23 protein-coding genes are annotated in these 20,696 nt (G+C 60.1%); 11 read left to right on the top strand and 12 right to left on the bottom strand.

What is annotated here, in order from left to right:
- Window positions 1-96: 96 nt before the first annotated feature.
- The 5 genes from CPH57_RS20305 (at window position 97) to cysE (ending at window position 3,283) form a co-directional block, all read left to right on the top strand.
- Window positions 97-531, top strand: coding sequence for a rhodanese-like domain-containing protein (locus CPH57_RS20305; RefSeq protein WP_033645201.1), 435 nt, complete (start codon window positions 97-99; stop codon window positions 529-531).
- A 28-nt stretch (window positions 532-559) separates the two neighbouring features.
- Window positions 560-808: a glutaredoxin 3 gene (gene grxC, locus CPH57_RS20300; RefSeq protein ID WP_004931142.1), complete on the top strand. Its 249-nt coding sequence runs from the start codon at window positions 560-562 to the stop codon at window positions 806-808.
- Between the two features lie 57 nt (window positions 809-865).
- Window positions 866-1,336 carry a protein-export chaperone SecB gene (gene secB / locus CPH57_RS20295; protein WP_004931139.1) on the top strand — a complete coding sequence of 157 codons (471 nt, stop codon included), beginning with the start codon at window positions 866-868 and terminating at the stop codon, window positions 1,334-1,336.
- Window positions 1,336-2,355 carry an NAD(P)H-dependent glycerol-3-phosphate dehydrogenase gene (gene gpsA / locus CPH57_RS20290; RefSeq protein ID WP_033645202.1) on the top strand — a complete coding sequence of 340 codons (1,020 nt, stop codon included), beginning with the start codon at window positions 1,336-1,338 and terminating at the stop codon, window positions 2,353-2,355. The genes secB and gpsA overlap by 1 nt, the downstream gene beginning before the upstream one ends.
- A gap of 106 nt (window positions 2,356-2,461) precedes the next feature.
- The gene (gene cysE, locus CPH57_RS20285; protein WP_025304676.1) at window positions 2,462-3,283 is read left to right on the top strand and encodes a serine O-acetyltransferase; all 822 of its coding nucleotides are present in this window, start codon (window positions 2,462-2,464) and stop codon (window positions 3,281-3,283) included.
- Between the two features lie 61 nt (window positions 3,284-3,344).
- On the opposite strand, the gene CPH57_RS20280 is transcribed toward cysE, so the two are convergent.
- From CPH57_RS20280 to cpxR, 5 genes are all read right to left on the bottom strand, one after another.
- Window positions 3,345-4,016 (bottom strand): DUF3313 domain-containing protein, encoded by a 672-nt coding sequence (locus tag CPH57_RS20280; protein WP_033645203.1) that lies wholly within the window; start codon window positions 4,014-4,016, stop codon window positions 3,345-3,347.
- A 104-nt stretch (window positions 4,017-4,120) separates the two neighbouring features.
- The gene (locus CPH57_RS20275) at window positions 4,121-4,894 is read right to left on the bottom strand and encodes a CHAD domain-containing protein (RefSeq protein WP_096242681.1); all 774 of its coding nucleotides are present in this window, start codon (window positions 4,892-4,894) and stop codon (window positions 4,121-4,123) included.
- Between the two features lie 61 nt (window positions 4,895-4,955).
- Window positions 4,956-5,429: a tRNA (uridine(34)/cytosine(34)/5-carboxymethylaminomethyluridine(34)-2'-O)-methyltransferase TrmL gene (gene trmL / locus CPH57_RS20270; protein WP_033645205.1), complete on the bottom strand. Its 474-nt coding sequence runs from the start codon at window positions 5,427-5,429 to the stop codon at window positions 4,956-4,958.
- Between the two features lie 43 nt (window positions 5,430-5,472).
- Window positions 5,473-6,867, bottom strand: coding sequence for an envelope stress sensor histidine kinase CpxA (cpxA, locus tag CPH57_RS20265; RefSeq protein ID WP_015379421.1), 1,395 nt, complete (start codon window positions 6,865-6,867; stop codon window positions 5,473-5,475).
- Window positions 6,864-7,562 carry an envelope stress response regulator transcription factor CpxR gene (gene cpxR, locus CPH57_RS20260; RefSeq protein ID WP_004931124.1) on the bottom strand — a complete coding sequence of 233 codons (699 nt, stop codon included), beginning with the start codon at window positions 7,560-7,562 and terminating at the stop codon, window positions 6,864-6,866. Before cpxR ends, cpxA begins: the two co-directional genes overlap by 4 nt.
- A gap of 148 nt (window positions 7,563-7,710) precedes the next feature.
- Here cpxR and cpxP point away from each other — a divergent pair, with 148 nt between their 5' ends.
- The 4 genes from cpxP to CPH57_RS20240 all read left to right on the top strand — a co-directional run bounded on the left by cpxP (window position 7,711) and on the right by CPH57_RS20240 (window position 11,591).
- Window positions 7,711-8,190 (top strand): cell-envelope stress modulator CpxP, encoded by a 480-nt coding sequence (gene cpxP / locus CPH57_RS20255; RefSeq protein WP_004931122.1) that lies wholly within the window; start codon window positions 7,711-7,713, stop codon window positions 8,188-8,190.
- A gap of 131 nt (window positions 8,191-8,321) precedes the next feature.
- Window positions 8,322-9,224, top strand: a complete 903-nt coding sequence (fieF, locus tag CPH57_RS20250) for a CDF family cation-efflux transporter FieF (protein ID WP_033631333.1) — start codon at window positions 8,322-8,324, stop codon at window positions 9,222-9,224.
- 231 nt (window positions 9,225-9,455) lie between these two features.
- The gene (gene pfkA, locus CPH57_RS20245; RefSeq protein WP_004931116.1) at window positions 9,456-10,418 is read left to right on the top strand and encodes a 6-phosphofructokinase; all 963 of its coding nucleotides are present in this window, start codon (window positions 9,456-9,458) and stop codon (window positions 10,416-10,418) included.
- Window positions 10,419-10,601: 183 nt separating this feature from the next.
- Entirely contained in the window at window positions 10,602-11,591 is a 990-nt protein-coding gene (locus tag CPH57_RS20240) for a sulfate ABC transporter substrate-binding protein (RefSeq protein WP_033645235.1), read from the top strand.
- Window positions 11,592-11,656: 65 nt separating this feature from the next.
- Here CPH57_RS20240 and tpiA read toward each other — a convergent pair whose 3' ends face one another.
- On the bottom strand, window positions 11,657-12,424 hold the full coding sequence (gene tpiA, locus CPH57_RS20235) for a triose-phosphate isomerase (RefSeq protein ID WP_004931113.1): 768 nt from the start codon (window positions 12,422-12,424) through the stop codon (window positions 11,657-11,659).
- Between the two features lie 127 nt (window positions 12,425-12,551).
- Window positions 12,552-13,136, bottom strand: a complete 585-nt coding sequence (locus tag CPH57_RS20230; protein WP_096242680.1) for a DUF1454 family protein — start codon at window positions 13,134-13,136, stop codon at window positions 12,552-12,554.
- Window positions 13,137-13,335: 199 nt separating this feature from the next.
- Between CPH57_RS20230 and CPH57_RS20225 the strand changes: the two genes are divergently transcribed.
- Window positions 13,336-13,755, top strand: a complete 420-nt coding sequence (locus CPH57_RS20225; protein WP_016929710.1) for a DUF805 domain-containing protein — start codon at window positions 13,336-13,338, stop codon at window positions 13,753-13,755.
- Window positions 13,756-13,766: 11 nt separating this feature from the next.
- On the opposite strand, the gene fpr is transcribed toward CPH57_RS20225, so the two are convergent.
- On the bottom strand, window positions 13,767-14,513 hold the full coding sequence (gene fpr, locus CPH57_RS20220; RefSeq protein ID WP_096242679.1) for a ferredoxin--NADP(+) reductase: 747 nt from the start codon (window positions 14,511-14,513) through the stop codon (window positions 13,767-13,769).
- A 3-nt stretch (window positions 14,514-14,516) separates the two neighbouring features.
- Entirely contained in the window at window positions 14,517-15,128 is a 612-nt protein-coding gene (locus CPH57_RS20215; RefSeq protein ID WP_033631328.1) for a metalloregulator ArsR/SmtB family transcription factor, read from the bottom strand.
- 298 nt (window positions 15,129-15,426) lie between these two features.
- Here CPH57_RS20215 and emrD point away from each other — a divergent pair, with 298 nt between their 5' ends.
- Entirely contained in the window at window positions 15,427-16,611 is a 1,185-nt protein-coding gene (gene emrD / locus CPH57_RS20210; protein ID WP_096242678.1) for a multidrug efflux MFS transporter EmrD, read from the top strand.
- Between the two features lie 195 nt (window positions 16,612-16,806).
- Here emrD and glpX read toward each other — a convergent pair whose 3' ends face one another.
- From glpX to CPH57_RS20195, 3 genes are all read right to left on the bottom strand, one after another.
- Window positions 16,807-17,817, bottom strand: coding sequence for a class II fructose-bisphosphatase (gene glpX / locus CPH57_RS20205; RefSeq protein ID WP_096242677.1), 1,011 nt, complete (start codon window positions 17,815-17,817; stop codon window positions 16,807-16,809).
- 129 nt (window positions 17,818-17,946) lie between these two features.
- A complete protein-coding gene (gene glpK / locus CPH57_RS20200) occupies window positions 17,947-19,455 on the bottom strand; it encodes a glycerol kinase GlpK (RefSeq protein ID WP_025304664.1) in 1,509 nt (502 codons plus the stop codon).
- Between the two features lie 42 nt (window positions 19,456-19,497).
- Window positions 19,498-20,343: an MIP/aquaporin family protein gene (locus CPH57_RS20195; RefSeq protein ID WP_004931095.1), complete on the bottom strand. Its 846-nt coding sequence runs from the start codon at window positions 20,341-20,343 to the stop codon at window positions 19,498-19,500.
- Window positions 20,344-20,696: the final 353 nt, after the last annotated feature.

The raw sequence follows: 20,696 nt of genomic DNA, 5'->3' as shown, positions 1-20,696 counted from the left end.
TCGCGCTTGCTTATTGGCTGTATTTGCCGCACTCGGCAGGTATACTCTGGAACCTTGACTTATTTATCCCTTAACTGACGGGAGTTGTTACACCCCATGCTGCAAGAAATTATGCCATTCGTAAGCAGACACCCTATTCTGAGCCTGGCTTGGATCGCTCTGCTGGTCGCCGTGATCGTCATGACCTTCAAAAGCCGTTTCTCCAAGGTCAAAGAGATCGCTCGCGGTGAAGCTATCCGCCTGATCAACAAAGAAGATGCCGTGGTGGTCGACACCCGCAGCCGCGACGATTTTCGCCGTGGTCACCTGGCCAGCGCCATCAACCTGACCGCCAGCGAAATCAAAAGCGGCAGCCTGGGCGAGCTGGAAAAACACAAAGCGCAGCCGATCATCGTCGTGTGCGCCAACGGCACCGCCTCCCGCGAACCGGCGGAGAACCTGAGCAAGGCCGGTTTTGAAAAGGTGACGATGCTGAAAGACGGCATCGCCGGCTGGAGCGGAGAAAACCTGCCGCTGGTGCGCGGCAAGTAACCGTTAAACCTATTTGAGGTGGCAATCCATGGCTAACATTGATATCTACACCAAAGCGACTTGCCCGTTCTGCCATCGCGCCAAGGCGCTGTTGAACAGCAAGGGCGCGGCGTTTAACGAGATCGCCATCGACGGCGATAACGCCAAGCGCGAAGTGATGATCGAGCGCAGCGGGCGCACCACCGTGCCGCAGATTTTCATCGACGGCCGGCATATCGGCGGCTGTGATGATTTATATGAACTCGATGCTCGCGGCGGCCTGGATCCGCTGCTTTAAGCAGCTTGCCGGTTCACCGAGTGTCAATAAGGACGTTTAACCAAGGGTATTACTCACATGTCAGAACAAAACAGCACTGAAATGGCTTTCCAGATCCAACGTATTTATACCAAGGACATCTCCTTCGAAGCGCCGAACGCGCCGCAGGTTTTCCAGCAGGAATGGCAGCCGGAAGTTAAACTTGATCTGGATACCGCGTCCAGCCAACTGGCTGACGAAGTGTATGAAGTGGTACTGCGCGTAACCGTGACGGCGACCCTGGGCGAAGAGACGGCGTTCCTGTGCGAAGTGCAACAGGCGGGCATCTTCTCGGTAGCAGGCATCGAAGGCACGCAGCTGGCGCATTGCCTGGGCGCATACTGCCCGAACATCTTGTTCCCGTATGCGCGCGAGTGCATCACCAGCTTGGTTTCCCGCGGCACATTCCCGCAGCTGAACCTGGCACCGGTCAACTTTGACGCGCTGTTCATGAACTATCTGCAGCAGCAGGCGGAAGGCGAAGGTGCCGCACCACATCAGGATGCCTGATGAACACCGTCAATGCTTCAATGACTGTCATCGGTGCCGGCTCGTACGGCACCGCATTGGCCATCACGCTGGCGCGTAACGGCCACACCGTGGTGTTGTGGGGGCATAACCCCGCGCAAATTCAAACGTTGCAGCGCGATCGCTGCAATCAGGCATTTCTGCCCGACGTTCCTTTCCCCGATACCCTGCTGCTTGAAGCCGATTTGGCGCGTGCGCTGGCTGCCAGCCGCGACGTGCTGGTGGTGGTGCCGAGCCATGTGTTCGGCGACGTGTTGCGCCAGCTGAAGCCGCATCTGCGCCCTGACGCCCGCATCGTGTGGGCCACCAAGGGGCTGGAGGCTGAAACCGGCCGGTTGCTGCAGGACGTGGCGCGTGAGGCGTTGGGCGAGGCGATCCCGCTGGCGGTGCTCTCCGGGCCGACGTTCGCCAAAGAGCTGGCCGCCGGCCTGCCGACGGCGATTGCGCTGGCGGCGACCGATGCGCAGTTCGCCGACGATCTGCAACAGCTGCTGCACTGCGGCAAGAGCTTCCGCGTCTACAGCAATCCCGACTTCATCGGCGTTCAGCTTGGCGGCGCGGTGAAGAACGTGATCGCCATCGGCGCCGGCATGTCCGACGGCATCGGTTTCGGCGCCAACGCCCGCACCGCGTTGATTACGCGTGGGCTGGCGGAAATGAGCCGTCTGGGTTCTGCTCTGGGCGCCGATCCTTCGACGTTCATGGGCATGGCGGGGCTGGGGGATCTGGTGCTAACCTGCACGGACAACCAGTCGCGCAACCGCCGCTTCGGTATTATGCTAGGGCAGGGCAAAGGCGTGCAGGAAGCGCAGGACAGCATCGGTCAGGTGGTCGAGGGCTATCGCAATACCAAAGAGGTGTTGGCGTTGGCGCAGCGGCACGGCGTGGAAATGCCGATCACCGAACAGATCTATCAGGTGCTTTACTGCCACAAGGACGCCCGCGAAGCGGCGCTGAGCCTGCTGGGGCGAGCCCGAAAGGACGAAAAACCCAGCGCGTGACATAAAACGATATGTCGGGGCAGCGGAATGCTGACCCCGCAAATGACCTGGGCCGCTCCGCGCCACCGTGTGAAGCGGCCCGTTTGGCAAGGCAAAGGGGTATGTGATGTCGTCAGAAGAGTTGGAACAGGTCTGGAACAGCATTAAATCAGAAGCGCGAGCACTGGCTGATTGTGAACCGATGCTGGCCAGCTTTTTCCATGCGACGTTGCTCAAGCATGAGAACCTGGGCAGCGCGCTCAGCTATATGTTGGCCAACAAGCTGGCGACGCCGATCATGCCCGCCATCGCGGTGCGCGAGGTGGTGGAAGAGGCCTACAAGTCCGACAATCAGATGATCGTTTCGGCGGCGCGCGATATTCTCGCGGTGCGGCTGCGTGACCCGGCGGTCGATAAATACTCCACGCCGCTGCTTTACCTGAAAGGGTTCCACGCGCTGCAGGCTTACCGCATCGGCCACTGGCTGTGGCAGCAAGGGCGGCAAGCGCTGGCGATCTACCTGCAAAATCAAATTTCCGTCGCCTTCGGCGTAGACATCCACCCGGCGGCGACCATCGGCTGCGGCATCATGCTCGACCACGCCACCGGCATCGTGATTGGTGAAACGGCGGTGGTGGAAAACAACGTCTCTATTCTGCAGTCGGTCACCCTGGGCGGTACCGGTAAAACCAGCGGCGACCGTCACCCGAAAATTCGCGAAGGGGTGATGATTGGCGCCGGCGCCAAAATTCTCGGCAATATCGAAGTGGGCAAGGGCGCCAAGATTGGCGCGGGCTCGGTGGTCTTGCAGGCGGTGCCGCCGCATACCACTGCCGCCGGCGTACCGGCGCGTATCGTCGGGCGCCCGGAGAGCGATACGCCGTCGATGGATATGGATCAATACTTCAACGGCACCAACCACGGATTCGAGTACGGCGACGGCATCTAAGCCGTGCCTGCGGGTCCATTCAGGGGGAGCTTCGGCTCCCCCTGTGTTTTTCAAGCGGCGGTCAGCCCTGTTTCGGGAACTGGGTGATATCGGTAACGATATCGTCGATCGCCGCCTTGACGTCATCCGCCGTGACCGGCGTGCTGTCGTTGTTGACGGTTTTACCGTAGGCCTTGCGCACCACTTCCATCACCGTTTTACCGGTATCCTGGTCGATCAACTCGCCTTCGATATACAGCGCGGTATTTTGCGTCCGGTGCCCGGTAGCCGCCATGGTGCTGGCAACCACCGCAGCGACCGGCACCACCTCATAGAACTTCATGTCTTCGTTTTCGGCCGAAACGGCGGTGATGGCGAGTTTGGCCACCAGCACGCGCGAGCCCGCCGGGCTTGGCAGAATGGTAAAGCGGTTCTGCAGCGCGGTTTTGATCCGCTGGGTCGCGTAGGCCTTAATCTTGTTCAACGTGTCCTGGCTGACGCGCGCCGTGGGTTTCTCCGCCGGGAAATAGACCACCGGTTGGAAATAGATGCCGCGATAGTTGGATTCCTTGTAGCTCGGATCTACCCAGCGCAGCGTTTTATGACCGCTTGGCGAGGTGGTTTCCTGCAGTTTGCTGTAATCGGACAAGAAGCCCGAATATTGCGACGTTTGGGTGACTTTGGACGAACAGCCCGCCAGCAACAGGCCCGCTGCCAGAACGGCCATGGCAACGCTCAAGCGTTGTTTTTTCATGTGGTTTCCTATGATGAGTGGTGATTACCCTTACAAAACATAGCGCATTATCTGCGGCGTAGCGGGCATTTTCGGGGCCGGGCGTGCCCTGTCGCGGCCTTTTTTCAGGATCGTGATGCGCCGCCGGTTTTTGTCGCCAGCGTCGGTGATAAGGCGGCGAGTGAGGCATCCGCTCTGGCCAGCGTCAGGCGTAGCTCAGCTTGCCACTGTGGCAACAATGGCCAGAGATCCGCCTGATGTTCGGCTTGCAGGCACCAAACCTCCCGGTCGTGCCAATCACCGAGGGCATTTTGCGCCGCTTTCAGGCTCTCCATCGCGGCGGGAGAAAGGGGAAGGCGTTGCGGGTAGGCTTCGGCCGCGTAACGCAGGCGTTTAACCAGCAGCCGCAGACGGTGGCGATCGTAGCCGGTATCAGCCAATGCCCGGCGCAATTGCCGCTGCTGGCGCTGCAGGCGTCGGTTCACACGGTGTTTGGCGGCGCGTTGCGCGGTGCGGCGAAAGCGGTGCGGCCAGGCGTGCAATAGCGAAGGGAAGCTGATGAGCTGCGGGTTGGCGAGCAGTTGGCGGCAGCGGGCCTGAAAATCGCTCTGGCGCACGTTGGCCTGCCAATCCAGATGATGGTGCGCCAGTTCAGCGATCAGCACCTCGAGATCGCGCAGCGGCGTCGTGAGCCTGCCCAACTGGGCGGCGGCCCGATCGAGCCGCGTTGCGCCGGGGCAACCGTGCAACGGGCGCAGCAGGCTGCGGATACGGCGCAGACTGACGCGCAAATCGTGCAGCGCTTCGCTGTCCGGCGCCTGTTGCAGCCGCTGTAGCGCCTCGTTCAGCGCCGACTCGAGCCGGCGAAGCGGGGTGACAATATCCTCGACGAAAGCCATGTGCCGTTCCTGGAGAGAGCATCGCAACGATGCCTCCTTCAGTATGGCGCGTCGTTGTGGATTACGCCTTGATCAGCGCGCCGGCATAGTCCAACTGCCGCCAGGCTTCATAAACCACCACCGCGACGGCATTCGACAGGTTCATGCTGCGGCTTTGCGCCTGCATCGGGATGCGGATTTTTTGCTGCGCGGGCAGCGCATCGAGGATGTCGGCGGGCAACCCGCGCGTTTCCGGGCCGAACAGCAGGTAGTCGCCGGCCTGATAGCTGACGGCGCTGTGCGCCGGCGTGCCTTTGGTCGTGAGAGCAAACAGCCGTTGCGGATCCTCGGCGGCGAGAAAAGCGGCGTAGTCGGCATGACGGTGGACGCGGGTGAACTCATGGTAATCCAGCCCGGCGCGGCGCAGACGCTTGTCGTCCCACGGAAAACCCAGCGGTTCGATCAGATGCAGATTAAAGCCGGTATTGGCGCACAGGCGGATGATATTGCCGGTATTGGGTGGAATTTCGGGTTCAAATAAAACGATGTTCAGCATGTTGCAGGCCCCTCGTGAACGAGGGGCGCAGGATAGCAAACTCTTACTGTTCTGTCTTAGACGATAGGCGTTGATGATGCAGCGGCAGCCACAGCACCAGCCGCAGGCCGCCAAGCGGGCTGTCTTCGGCCTTCACCCAGCCGCGATGCTGATTGACCGCCGCCTCGACGATAGCCAGGCCAAGGCCGGTGCCGCCGGACTCACGGTCGCGCGCCTCATCGGTGCGGTAGAACGGGCGGAAAATCTGCTCGCGATCTTCGGCGCTGACGCCGGGGCCGTCGTCGTCAACCTGGATGGTCACGCCCTGATTGTCGGCGCTGAACGCCACGGCGATGCGGGTGTGCGAATAACGCAGGGCGTTGCGCACGATGTTTTCCAACGCGCTGTCCAGCGCGCTCGCGTTGCCGAACAGCGTCCACGGGCCGGGCGGCGCAGCGATCTCCAGCTGCTTGCCCATCTGTTCCGCTTCGAAACGGGCGTTGTCCAGCACGTCGGCCCACAGTTCGTTGGCCTTCAGCTGCTCGCGCGCCAGCTCGCCCTTCTGCTGCCCGCGCGACAGCGCCAGCAGATCGTTGATCATCGAATCCAGCCGCTGCGCTTCGGTTTCGATGCGCGCCAGTTCGTGGCCTTCGCCGTGGCGGCGGCGCATCAGCGCGGTGGCCAGCTGCAGGCGAGTCAGCGGCGTGCGCAGCTCGTGCGAGATGTCCGAGATCAGCCGCTGCTGCGCGTTCATCATGCGCTCCAGCGCGCTGACCATTTGGTTGAAGCTGGCGCCGGTGGCCAGGAACTCCTGCGGACCGGCCTCCAGCTCCGGATGCTGCTTCAGGTTGCCGCGCGCCACGTCATCGGCGGCGTTCTTCAGCTTGCGCGCCGGCTTCGCCAGGCTCCAGGCCAGCCACAGCAGCAGCGGGGCGCTGATCAGCATGGTGACGATCAGCAGCAGCAGCGGCCGGTCGAACATCAGGTTGATGAAATCGGATTGCGGGCTGTTGGCGGGACGGATCAGGTACAGCTGGTAGTTGTCTTCGCCGTCGCGTACCGCGAACGGCCCGACCAGCTCGACGCGGCCGTATTTTTTCTTCTTCGGATGATCCGAGTTATCGGATTGGCCGATGAAGTTGCGGACGATCTGCATTTCGTTGCGCTGCGCGCCGATCACCCGGCCTTCGCTGGTGACCAGCAGCAGGCGTTGGCCCGGCGGCGCCCATTTATCGATGGCGCGGAACAGGCGGCGCCACCACATCAGATCGTTGGCCGGATCGTTTTGCAGCTCGGCCTCGACGTGCTGTTCCAGCATCAACCCCTGCCGCTGCTCGCTGTCGAGCAGCGAGGTCATTTGGCGGGAGTCGAGCTTGGGCACCATCAGCACCAGCATTAGCACCAGGGCTAACGTGAACCAGAAAATGGCGAAGATGCGTGCCGTCAAACTGTTGATCATGTTGCAGATACCATCAAATAACCACGCCCGCGCAGGGTTTTGAACCACGGATGCCCGTCTTTGCGATCCGGCAGCTTACGCCGCAGGTTGGAGATGTGCATGTCGATAGCGCGATCGAACGGAGTCAGGCGTTTGCCCAGCACTTCCTGGCTCAGCAGTTCGCGCGACACCACCTGGCCGAGATGCTGCGCCAGCAGATACAGCAGGGTGAACTCGGTGCCGGTCAGATCCAGCACCTGGCCGTCGAAGCTGGCCTCCTGGCGGCCGGGGTTCAGCTGCAGGCCATCGACATCCAGCGTCGGGGCGCCGCTGTCGACCTGTTGCTGCTGTTCGCTCCAGTTAGAACGGCGCAGAATGGCGCGAATGCGCGCGACCAGCTCGCGATCGTTGAAGGGTTTCGGCAGGTAATCATCGGCGCCCAGCTCCAGGCCCAGCACGCGGTCCAGCTCGCTGCCGCGCGCGGTCAGCATGATGACCGGCGTTTGGTGATGTTGGCGCAGTTCTTTCAGCGTATCGATGCCGTTTTTCTTCGGCATCATGATGTCGAGCAGCAGCAGATCGACGGAGCTGTCCAGCAGCGACAACGCCTGCTCGCCATCGTGCGCGACGACGATATTAAAACCTTCCATTTCAAGCAGTTCTTTTAACAGCGAGGTCAACTCGCGGTCGTCGTCAACTAACAGAATCTTGTTCATTATGATTTACCTCCAGACGCAAAATACGTCATCAACTGTTGCCATTCCATGACTTTACGTAGTTTTACATGCACTGACGCAGGTTTTCAGGTGTGGCGGTACACTGCTCCTCGTTGATTCGCAAAGTGAGAAAGCTTGAGGAGTTGAAATGCGTAAGGTGACCGCATTAGTTATGGCATCACTGCTGGCAATTGGTTCGACCGCTGCCTTCGCTGCCGACACTATACCGGACACAGCCCAACCTCCCGGCAACGACGCGATGACCCGAATACCCGGCCAGCACCATATGTTCGACGGTGTCAGCCTCAGCGAACAGCAGCGCCAGCAAATGCGCGATTTGATGCGCCAGGCCCGGCACGATCTGCCTGGTGTCAATGTAGCTGAAATGGAAGCCATGCATAAACTGGTGACCGCAGAGAAATTTGACGAAGCCGCCGTGTACGCCCAGGCGGAAAAGATGGCCCAACAGCAGGTCAAGCGCCAGGTCGAAATGGCCCGGGTGCGCAACCAAATGTATAACCTGCTGACGCCAGAGCAAAAAAGTGTTTTAGACCAGAAACATCAGCAGCGCATGCAGCAGATGGAGCAACAAATTTCTGGTTTGCAGCAAGCTTCTGCCCAGAAGTGAAGTACGACTGAGTAGTCCCCTGTTTTTCCTTGCCATAGACACCATCCCTGTCTTCCCCGCCATGATGGCGGGGTTTTTTTTATCCGACATTTCGCTATATTGAGCGCCACACCTTTTGGCCGGGGCCCCTTATGGAACAGCGCTATGCACGCCTGGTAAAGTCCGCCGCGTTGGCCGCAACCGCGCTGGCGTCGTCGCTGCTGTTGATCAAAATCGTCGCCTGGTACCACACCGGTTCGGTCAGCCTGTTGGCGGCGCTGGTGGATTCGTTGGTCGATATCGCCGCCTCGCTGACCAACCTTCTGGTGGTGCGCTATTCGCTACAGCCGGCCGATGCCGAGCACACCTTCGGCCACGGCAAAGCGGAATCGCTGGCGGCGCTGGCGCAGAGCATGTTTATTTCCGGCTCCGCCCTGTTTTTGTTCCTCACCGGCTTCCAGCACTTGTATGCGCCGCAAACGCTGCGCGATCCCGGCGTCGGGGTCGTGGTGACGGTGATCGCGTTGGTCAGCACGCTGATTCTGGTCACCTATCAACGCTGGGTGGTCAGAAAAACGCGCAGTCAGGCCGTACGCGCAGATATGCTGCATTATCAGTCAGATGTCATGATGAATGGTGCTATTCTTATCGCTCTTGGGCTAAGCTGGTACGGCTTCCAACGGGCGGATGCGTTGTTCGCGCTGGGCATCGGCGTTTACATCCTCTATAGCGCGTTGCGCATGGGCTATGAAGCGGTGCAGTCGCTGTTGGATCGGGCGTTGCCGGATGACGAGCGCCAGGCGATTATCGCCGTGGTTTCCTCCTGGCCCGGCGTGAAAGGCGCACACGATCTGCGCACGCGTCAGTCGGGGCCGACGCGTTTCATCCAGCTGCATCTGGAGATGGAGGACACGCTGCCGCTGCGCGAGGCGCACCGGTTGGCCGATCAGGTGGAACAAGCCCTGCGGCAACGTTTTGCAGGGGCGGACGTCATCATTCACCTGGATCCGTGCTCCGTGGTGCCGCCGGGTAGGCAGGGGCATTGGGAGCTATAATCATATAGAGGCATAGCGCAACGTATTATCATGAATATCTGAGTTAGCTCAGCGTGCCATGCGGTGTTTTAACCGTTATATTGCGTGACTTGAATCAATTCAGCTGGGTGTTTTTGATATAATATCCAGCAATAAGCCGTAAAGCTGGTTTTCTGCAGCCGGAGAGGTTTCAAGACGATCGGCGGAGACAGAATTCTTAAGAAATTGCATCTACACAGTTCAGAGGTAGTCATGATCAAGAAAATCGGTGTACTGACGAGCGGCGGTGATTCGCCGGGTATGAACGCTGCAATCCGCGGCGTTGTGCGTTCTGCGCTTTCAGAAGGTCTGGAAGTTTTTGGTATTTACGATGGCTACCTTGGCTTGTACGAAGATCGCATGGAGCAGCTGGACCGCTATAGCGTGTCCGACATGATCAATCGCGGCGGCACCTTCCTCGGCTCTGCCCGCTTCCCGGAATTCAGGGATGAAAACGTGCGCGCCAAGGCGATTGAAAACCTGAAGAATCGCGGTATCGACGCGCTGGTGGTGATCGGCGGCGACGGTTCCTACATGGGCGCCAAACGCCTGACGGAAGAAGGCTTCCCGTGCATCGGCCTGCCAGGCACCATCGATAACGATGTCGCCGGTACCGACTACACCATCGGTTACTTCACCGCGCTGGAAACCGTGGTGGAAGCGATCGACCGCCTGCGCGATACCTCCTCGTCGCACCAGCGCATCTCTATCGTGGAAGTGATGGGCCGTTACTGCGGCGATCTGACGCTGGCGGCGGCGATTGCCGGCGGCTGCGAATTCATCGTGCTGCCTGAAATCGAATTTAATCGCGAAGATCTGGTGTGCGAAATCAAGGCCGGTATCGCCAAGGGCAAAAAGCACGCCATCGTAGCGATCACCGAGCACATCTGCGACATCGATGAGTTGGCGCGCCACATCGAGCAGGAAACCAAGCGTGAAACCCGCGCTACCGTGCTGGGCCACATTCAACGCGGCGGTTCACCGGTCGCCTATGACCGCATCCTGGCCTCGCGCATGGGCGCCTACGCCATCGAACTGCTGCTGCAGGGTTACGGCGGCCGCTGCGTCGGTATCCAGAACGAAAAGATGGTGCATCACGACATCATCGACGCGATCGAAAACATGAAGCGTCCGTTCAAGGGCGACTGGCTGGAAACGGCGAAAAAGCTGTACTGATTCGCCGCTCACCGCGCGCCGAAAGCCTCCGCTTGCGGGGGCTTTTTTATGCTCGCCGGTGACATATTCCAGAATCATCTAGCCCAAAATTTTTTATTCTTTAATTGCCGGGAAAGTTTCTGGCAGGCTCTGATGCTAAATCAACCGATTGAGGTTGCGTTAATTTTCTGGGAGAGCCTGTCGATGCGTAAATGGGGTGTAGGTCTGACATTGGTGCTGTTGGCGTCCGGCGCCATGGCGAAGGATATTCAGTTGCTGAACGTGTCATACGATCCGACGCGTGAGTTCTATCAGGCTTACAACACGGCATTCAGCAAGCACTACCAGGCGGAAACCGGCGACAAGGTGACGGTGCGTCAGTCGCACGGCGGCTCCGGCAAACAGGCGACTTCGGTGATCAACGGCATCGAGGCCGACGTGGTGACGCTGGCGTTGGCCTATGACGTCGACGCCATCGCCGAACGCGGGCGCATTGAGAAAGACTGGATAAAACGCCTGCCGGACAACTCGGCGCCTTACACGTCGACCATCGTCTTCCTGGTGCGCAAAGGCAACCCGAAACAAATTCATGACTGGCCTGACTTGATCAAGCCGGGCGTGTCGGTGATCACCCCGAATCCGAAAACCTCCGGCGGCGCCCGCTGGAACTACCTCGCCGCCTGGGGCTACGCGTTGCATCACAACAACAACGATAAGGCCAAGGCGCAGGCGTTCGTCAAAGACCTGTACAAGAACGTAGAAGTGCTGGATTCCGGCGCGCGCGGCTCGACCAACACCTTCGTTGAGCGCGGCATCGGCGACGTGCTGATCGCCTGGGAAAACGAAGCGCTGCTGGCGGAGAAAGAGCTGGGCAAAGACAAGTTCGAGATCATCACCCCGAGCGAATCGATTCTGGCCGAACCGACGGTGTCGGTGGTGGATAAGGTGGTCGATAAACGCGGCACCCGCGACGTGGCGACCGCCTACCTGAAGTATCTGTATTCGCCGGAAGGGCAGACTATCGCGGCGCAGCACTATTATCGCCCGCGCGATGCGGCGGTGGCGGCCAAGTTCGCCGGTCAGTTCCCGCAGCTGAAGCTGTTCACCGTGGATGACACCTTCGGCGGTTGGACCGAAGCGCAGAAGGTGCACTTCGCCACCGGCGGCGTCTTCGACGAGATAAGCAAACGCTGATCCCGTTTGAGCGGCAATAAAAAACCCCGGCTTGCCGGGGTTTTTTTATGGCAAGCCTAAGACAATCAGGCTTTTTTCGCTGCGGCAGCGGCTTTGACGATCACGGCGAAAGCGTCGGCTTTCAGCGAGGCGCCGCCCACCAGCGCGCCGTCGATGTCCGGCTGGGAGAACAGCTCTGCGGCGTTCTTGTCGTTCACCGAACCGCCGTACTGGATGATGATTTCAGCGGCGACCGCGGCATCGTGTTTGGCGATGTGATCGCGGATAAATTTGTGCACGGCCTGCGCTTGCGCAGGGGTGGCGGATTTGCCGGTACCGATGGCCCAGACCGGCTCATAGGCGATCACGGTGCCTTTCATCGCCGGTGCGCCCAGCGTTTTCAGTACGGCGTCGATCTGGCGCGCACACACTTCTTCGGTTTTGCCCGCTGCGTTTTCCGCTTCGGTTTCACCGATGCACAGCACCGGGATCAGACCGGCTTCTTTCAGCACGGCGAATTTCTCGGCGATCACTTCGTCGCTTTCTTTGTGGTAGGTGCGACGCTCGGAGTGGCCGATGATGATGTACTGAGCGCCGACGTCTTTCAGCATGTTGGCGGAAACTTCACCGGTGAAGGCGCCGGACAGGTTAACGTCCACGTTCTGCGCGCCCAGCGCGATGCGGCTGCCGGCCAGCGCGTGCTTGGCCTGATCCAGATACATCACCGGCGGGGCGATGGCGACGCCACAGCCGTCAACGCTGCTCAGCTCATTGCGCAGACCGGCGATCAGTTCGTTGACCATGTGGGTGCTGCCGTTAAGCTTCCAGTTACCCATAACTAATGGATGACGCATGTTTTTTCCTCCAACTAGGGAACGCGAGAGTCGAAATGACAACTGCCGGACCGGCAGTTTACCTGCCCAACAGTATAGAGATCATTAAGCGCGAAGGCTTTGCTTTTCGTCATTAAATGCCGCGCCGTTACGGCTCGGAAAGCGCCAGCTTAATCGGTTCAACCGCGAAGGTGACCCCTTTATCGCCGTTGTCCGAGACGACATAGCGAATGGCGCCGACTTGCTGTTGGTAAAAACGCGATCCTTTGCCTTTTTCCAGCAGGCTGTTCACCTTGTTCTGACTCTGTTCCACCGTCAGCGCCGGTTCGAACTGACGCATCAGCGCCGCCATGTAGTTGATGGCGATGGTGCGCGCGGCTTTTTCTTCATTGGCCTGCTGCAGCGGCAGATGTGTGATCTGCAACGTTTTGATTTTACCGGTACCTTTCTCCAGTGCGGTGGAGGCGTACAGGTTTTCGTTGAGTTTACTGGCGGCGCGCGTCAGCAGCGGCGAATCGTCTTCGGCGGCGGGAATGGCGCGGAATTCGCCAATCGGCAGCTTCGGGTTGTCGCGGTTGTACTTTTCGCGGAATTTGATCACCGTCAGGTCGAACGTCGGCGAGCCGGCCAGCAGGTAAGGCGCGGTCGGTTTCGCTTCGGCGGCGGGCGGTTCGGCCCAGGCGCTGGCGGCGGCCTGCAGCAGGCAGGCGATGGCGAGGGTTTTTCTCAGCATGGCGTATGGCATCAAGGACAAAGATGGCTCCGATTAAAGCGATAACCCGCAGGCCTTGTCAAAGATCCCACGCCATTATCGGTTCGCTGACGAGAAAGCTGTGCGGCGCGCCGCGTTATGCGAGGCGGAAAACTCGGCCCGGCAGCGCCTATGTTACACTGCGGCGCAGAATATGGGCAGGCTTAGAGCGCAGGAATCGATGACGTTACAACAGTGGTGTTTTTCTTTTAAGGGCCGCATCGGGCGGCGCGACTTCTGGATCTGGATGGGGCTGTGGCTGGTGCTGATGGCGGCGGCGTTTACGCTGGCCAACTATCAACTGATCGCCATCCAATCCATCGCTTTCTTTATCGTGGCGCTGCTGTGGCCGACGGCGGCGGTGCTGGTCAAGCGCCTGCACGATCGCAACAAGGCCGGCTGGTGGGCGCTGCTGCTGATCCTGGCGTGGATGCTGGCGGCGGGGAACTGGCAGATGCTGGCGCCGATCTGGCAATGGGGCGTCGGGCGTTTCATTCCGACGCTGATTATCGTGATGATGATGATCGATTTGGGTGCCTTCGTCGGCACGCCGGGAGACAATCGGTTCGGCCCGGAAGCCGAACCGGTGAAGTTCCGCTGATCCCCGCCGGGTTACCAGTAGTGTTCGCTGGTGATATGGCCCGGCTTGCGGCGCAGGTGCTTGCGCATCTGGCGTTGGTCTTTCAGCGTTTGCTGCGTATCTCGCACCATTTGCGGGTTGCCGCACAGCATCACGTGGCTGGTTTCGGCGTCGATGGCTAAGCCGATCGCCGCTTCCAGTCGGCCGTCCTCGATCAGCGCCGGCACGCGGCCGGTCAGTGAGCCGGGCGTCTCTTCACGGCTGACGACGGTCTGGATGCGCAGCTTGCCGTTGTAGCGTTGCTGCAGTTGCTGCATCAGCGGCAGGTAGCTCAGGTCGCGCGCAAAACGCGCGGCGTGCACCAGCACCAGGTTGTTAAAGCGCTCAAGGCCGGCGCCTTGCTGCAGAATCGATAAATAGGGGCCAATGGCGGTGCCGGTCGCCAGCATCCACAGCGTGTCGCAGTCGGGCACCTCGTCCAGCACGAAGAAGCCGGCGGCTTCTTTGGTCACCATCAGGTCCGATCCCGGCTGCAGCTGATTGAGACGCGGGCTCAGTTTACCTTCCGGCACCGTGACCAGATAGAACTCCAGGTTGGCGTCATCGGGGGCATTGACGTAGGAGTAGGCGCGCTGCACCCGTTCACCGTCGATCTCCAGCGCCAGCTTGGCGAATTGCCCGGCGGTGAAAGGATCGATGGGGGCATTTACCACCAGGCTGAACAGCCCGTCGGTCCATTGTTTTACCTGCGTAACCTTGCCGTTTACCCATTCAGCCATACTCTAAAGCTCCCGTGGTCGAATCAAATAAGCACAATGTCGTGAGCCGGAAATGGCGTGCGCGGTGCGCTCTACCCGGTAGTCGTTGCCGAACAGGCGGTGAAACAGCTGCAGCTCGGAATTGCACAGGCTGCTGCAGTTGGAACCGGCCACGCCGATCGGACAGTGGTTTTCCACCAGCAGCGCACCGTGCGGATGATCGAGCAATTCGGCCATGTAACCGTCGTGTTGCCGCAGGCGAACCAGGCGGGTTAGCCGATCCTGATGGCTGCGCTCGGCGGACAGCTCTTCGGCATAGCGCAGATAAAGCTGCTCTTCGCGCGCGATGAGCAACGGTTCCACGCCGGCGCCGCCAAACAGCTGCAGCGCGGATTCCCGCAGTCGCTCCTGATCGTCGGCCGTGTAGGCGTGCCCCCGCTCGGTCAGCGACCAGTAGCGCGTCGGGCGGCCGACCTTGCTGCGCGCTTCTTCGTAACAAACCAGCTCACGTTTTTCCAGGGATTGCAGATGTTGTCGGATGCCCATCGGCGTGATGTCCAGACGCTCCGCCAGCATTTTGGCGGAGTGCGGGCCGAGAGCCTTTAACTGCAATAAAATCAGCTCAGGTGTTTTCATGAACCAAATCCCTATGGTGTTATTTTATTTCAAGTTGATGAAAATAATTATCGATTAAATGCTAAAGCGCAGCTACTGCAAACGCGCTAATTTTTACCCCCAAAGCGTTAGACGTACAGTTTAATTTACGAGCCTGGTCGGGTTTGCTGCCAGTGTGACCTGGATCAATATTTGTCTGAAACTCGATAAAAAAATCAGATTTGATTAGCTTATGCCGCCATAGAGGGCTGCTCGCCGTTCTGGCTGCTGCAACGGCCATACCGGGACGCTGTGACGAGTTGAAACGTTAACGAAGATAATGAGAAAACTAGAGAACTTTCACCTGCTGGTGATGCTTATCCTGTTGGTCGCCGTCGGTCAGATGGCGCAAACCATTTATGTTCCCGTCATTGCTGACATCGCTCACGATCTGTCGGTGCGCACCGGCGCCGTGCAGCGGGTGATGGCGGCGTATCTGCTGACCTACGGTTTCTCCCAGCTGATTTACGGGCCGATATCGGATCGTATCGGGCGTCGTCCGGTGATCCTGACCGGCATGATGATCTTCCTGGTGGGGGCGCTGGGCGCGCTGCTGTCCACCAACCTGACGATGCTGGTCGCCGCCAGCGCCATCCAGGGCATGGGCACCGGCGTGGCGGGCGTGATGGCGCGCACCATGCCGCGCGATCTGTATGCCGGCACCGCGCTGCGCTATGCCAACAGCCTGCTGAATATGGGGATTTTGGTCAGCCCGCTGTTGGCGCCGGTGATCGGCGGCGCGCTGGCGATGGTGTTCGGCTGGCGAGCCTGTTACGCCTTCCTGCTGGCGCTGTGCGCCTGCGTCGCCTTCGCGATGTTCCGCTGGCTGCCGGAGACCCGTCCGGTCCAGACAGAAAAACGCCGCATGCTGGCCAGTTTCCGCCAGCTGTTGAGCGACAGCACCTTCAGTTGCTATCTGGTGATGCTGATCGGCGCGCTGGCGGGGATTGCGGTATTTGAAGCCAGCTGCGGCGTGTTGATGGGCGGTGTGTTGGGGCTGAGCGGCCTGACCGTCAGCATCCTGTTCATTCTGCCGATCCCGGCGGCGTTTTTCGGCGCCTGGTACGCCGGGCGCGACGGCAAGACCTTCCACACCCTGATGTGGCATTCGGTGATTAGCTGCCTGCTGGCGGGAGCGATGATGTGGATCCCGGGCTGGTTCGGCGTAATGAACATCTGGACGCTGATCGTGCCGGCCGCATTGTTCTTCTTCGGCGCCGGCATGCTGTTCCCGCTGGCGACCACCGGGGCGATGGAGCCGTTCCCTTACCTGGCCGGCGCGGCGGGCGCATTGGTGGGCGGCATGCAGAACATGGGGTCCGGTCTGGCGACCTGGCTTTCCGCCATGCTGCCGCAAACCGGGCAGTTCAGCCTCGGCTTGCTGATGTTCGCGATGGCGCTGCTGATCCTGCTGTGCTGGTGGCCGCTGTCCAATCGCATGCAGCATCAAGGACATACCGCATAACGACAGGGCGCCATTCGGCGCCCTCATACCGTTGACAAAGGGAAGAAAAAGCGTGGTTTTTCTCCCCCTTTGTGGTTATTAGCCGAAAATCAATAAATTGATTTTCCTTGTTTTTTATTCACTGTTCTCTGCCGACCCGGCAAGGGCATGAGGTTTGCCATCAATCATCAGGGCGCCATTCGGCGCCCTGTTTCGTTACAGCAGAAACTCGTGCAGCGCCGGGTCTTTGCGATCCAGATAGTGGATCGAACGGATACGGCGGATGGTGCGCGACTTGCCGCGGATCAGTAACGTTTCGGTGGTGGCCATGTTGCCCTGGCGGCTGATGCCCTCCAGCAAATCGCCCTTGGTGATGCCGGTGGCGGAGAAGATGACGTTGTCGTTGCGCGCCATCTGGTCCAGGCGCAAGACCTGACCGGCCTCGATGCCCATCTCACGGCAGCGCGCCAGCTCCTGCTCGCCGAGGCGGCGGTTCTCGGGGCTGTCGCCTTTCACTTCATGGCGTGGCAGCAAACGCGCCTGCATGTCGCCGTCCAGCGCGCGGATCACCGCGGCGGAGATCACCCCTTCCGGCGCGCCGCCGATGCCGTACATCACATCGACCTCGCTTTCCGGCATGCAGGTGAGAATGGAGGCCGCCACGTCGCCGTCAGGAATGGCGAACACCCGCACGCCCAACTGCTGCATCTGCGCGATGACGCCGTCGTGGCGCGGTTTGGCCAACACGATGACCGTCAGCTGTGACAAGGGTTTGTCCAGCCGCGCGGCGACGTTCCGCAGGTTCTCCGCCAGCGGCAGATTGAGATCGATGGCGCCGCGCGCCGCCGGGCCGACCACCAGCTTCTCCATGTACATGTCCGGCGCGTGCAGGAAGGTGCCGCGATCGCCCACCGCCAAGACCGCCAGCGCGTTGGACTGGCCCATGGCGGTCATGCGGGTGCCTTCGATCGGATCGACCGCGATGTCGACCGCGTCGCCCTGGCCGCTGCCGACCTGCTCGCCGATATACAGCATCGGCGCTTCGTCGATCTCGCCTTCGCCAATCACGATGCGGCCATCGATATCCACCTTGTTGAGCATGATGCGCATGGCGTGGACCGCCGCGCCGTCGGCGGCGTTCTTGTCGCCGCGTCCCAACCATTTGTAGCCCGCCAGCGCGGCGGCTTCGGTAACGCGGGAAAATTCGATGGCTAATTCACGTTTCATGGCAAACCTGTCTGTGAGAAAGGGAAGAAAATATCGGCAAAGTCTATCACAGCGCGGCGGCGGCGGGGCGGGGCAAAAAAAAGCGCCGCCCGCAGGCAGCGCAATTTGGGGGTAACGGCAAGGCTGGGTTTAATCGTGATCTTCCCACGCCTGCGCGCGAGCCACCGCTTTTTTCCAGCCGCTGTAGCGGTAGTTGCGTTCGGTGGTTTCGATGCTTGGGCGGAATTCACGCTCAATCACCGCTTTGCTCTTCACTTCATCCAGATCGTTCCAGTAGCCGATGGCCAGGCCCGCCAGGAACGCGGCGCCCAACGCCGTCGATTCACGCACTTCAGGGCGCTCTACGCGGGTGCCGAGGATATCGGACTGGAACTGCATCAGGAAGTTGTTGGCGACCGCGCCGCCGTCCACGCGCAGCGATTGCAGGCGGGTGTTGGCGTCGGCCTGCATGGCGTCCAGCACGTCGCGCGTCTGGAAGGCGATGGATTCCAGCGTGGCGCGGATGATGTGGTTGCTGTTGGCACCGCGGGTCAGGCCGAAGATGGCGCCGCGGGCATACGGATCCCAGTAGGGCGCGCCCAGGCCGGTGAAGGCCGGCACCACATAGACGCCGTTGCTGTCTTTCACCTTGGTGGCGAAATATTCGGAGTCGGCGGCGTCGCTGATCAGTTTCAGCTCGTCGCGCAGCCACTGGATAGACGCACCGCCGATGAACACCGCGCCTTCCAGCGCATAGTTCACTTCGCCGCGCGGGCCGCAGGCGATGGTGGTCAGCAAACCGTTTTTCGAGCGCACCGCTTCTTTGCCGGTGTTCATCAGCAGGAAGCAGCCGGTGCCGTAGGTGTTCTTCGCCATGCCCGGTTGAACGCACAGCTGGCCGTACAATGCCGCTTGCTGGTCGCCGGCGATACCGGCGATAGGAATACGCGTGCCGCCCTTGCCGCCGATGTTGGTCTGGCCGTATACCTCGGAGGAAGGACGGACTTTCGGCAGCATGGCGCGCGGAATGTCCAGCACTTCCAGCATGCGTTCGTCCCAGTCCAGCTCGTGGATGTTGAACATCATGGTGCGTGAGGCGTTGGTGTAATCGGTGACGTGTACGCGCCCCTGGGTCATCTTCCACACCAGCCAGGTATCGACGGTGCCGAACAACAGTTCACCGCGTTTGGCGCGCTCGCGGGCGCCTTCGACGTTGTCCAGGATCCATTTCACCTTGGTGCCGGAGAAGTAGGGGTCAACCACCAGGCCGGTGTTGTGACGGATATACTCTTCCAGGCCGTCGCGCTTGAGCTTCTCGCAGATGTCGGCGGTGCGGCGGCACTGCCAGACGATGGCGTTGTAGACCGGCTTGCCGGTCTCTTTTTCCCAGACGATGGTGGTTTCGCGCTGGTTGGTGATGCCGATACCGGCGATCTGATCGGAATTGATGTCGGCCTTCGCCAGCACTTCTACCAGCGTCGAGCTTTGCGACGCCCAGATCTCCATCGGGTCATGCTCAACCCAGCCGGCCTTTGGATAGATCTGCGGGAATTCGCGTTGCGATACCGCAACGATGTTGGCGTCGTGATCGAGCACGACGGCGCGTGAGCTGGTGGTCCCTTGGTCGAGTGCGACAATGTATTTTTTTTCTACAGTCATGGTAATTATCCTGCTGTTGTTAATCGTTTAAAACTGCACCCATCACGCTTTACGCTGCTGGGTCTTGGCGTCGGGCTCTTCTTCCGTCACGCAGACGTCGCACGGCAGGTGGCGGCCAATCAGCGCGCGGTAACCGAAAGCGCCCAGGCCACAGCCGACGATAGGGGCGAAGATCGGCACCAGGAAGTACGGGATGTCGCGCGCGCCGGTGAAGGCGACTTTGCCCCAGCCGGCCAGGTAGGCGAACAGTTTCGGCCCGAAGTCACGCGCCGGGTTCAACGCAAAGCCGGTCAATGGTCCCATGGAGGCGCCGATCACGGCAATCAGAATACCGATCAGCAGCGGCGCCAGCGGGCCGCGCGGAATGCCGTTGCCGTCGTCGGTCAGCGCCAGGATCAGGCACATCAGGATCGCAGCGATCACCATTTCTACCAGGAAGGCCTGGCCGACGGAGATGTGCGCGTTAGGGTAAGTCGAGAAGATGCCGGCCAGTTCAAGGCTTTCGTTGCTGCCGCGCACCATATGGTGAGCCGCTTCGAAGTCGAAGAACAGGTTGTAGTACAGCCCGTAGACCAGGGCGGCGGCGCAAAAGGCGCCGGCGATCTGCGCAATGATGTAAGGCACCACTTTGCGCCCGTCGAAGCAGGCGAACAGCCACAGGGCGAGGGTGACCGCCGGGTTGAGATGCGCGCCGGAAATGGCGGCGGTCAGATAGATGGCCATGGCGACGCCGAGGCCCCAAATGATGCTGATTTCCCACTGGCCGAAGCTGGCGCCCGCCAGTTTCAGTGCGGCAACGCAGCCTACGCCAAAGAAGATCAGCAGCGCCGTGCCGAGAAACTCGGCGATGCACTGGCCTTTTAATGTCGGACTGGTGGTTTGGCTCATAATGTTGGTGTCCTGCAAAACGGCGGTTGTTGGTTTATAGGTTCAGCCAGGTATACATCTGACCTATGGGCACAGTTTTTTTCATCTCGTCCAATTATTGAATGAGGACGTGATGTAAATTTATCGTTAACGAACATAAACGAGAAATAGCGAAATCAAAATGTGTGTGGCGCGTCATAAAATTGAGCGATTTCGCGTCGTTCAGTGTTCTTTCTGAGCCATAAAAGTGTGATCTGACCAGTGGTTTGGCGAGTGGCGTTAACAACTCGCGGCGGCGGCGGCGGGGATTTTCAGTTTTTACTGATGGCGAGGGCAGGAAAATTGCAACAGACTGCGCGATGATCCGGTATGTT

The organism is Serratia sp. JKS000199 (genome assembly GCF_900215455.1).
Taxonomy (GTDB): Bacteria; Pseudomonadota; Gammaproteobacteria; order Enterobacterales; family Enterobacteriaceae; genus Serratia; species Serratia ureilytica.
Note: the sequence above shows the minus strand (reverse complement) of the source record. Positions and strands in the feature narration are given on the sequence as shown.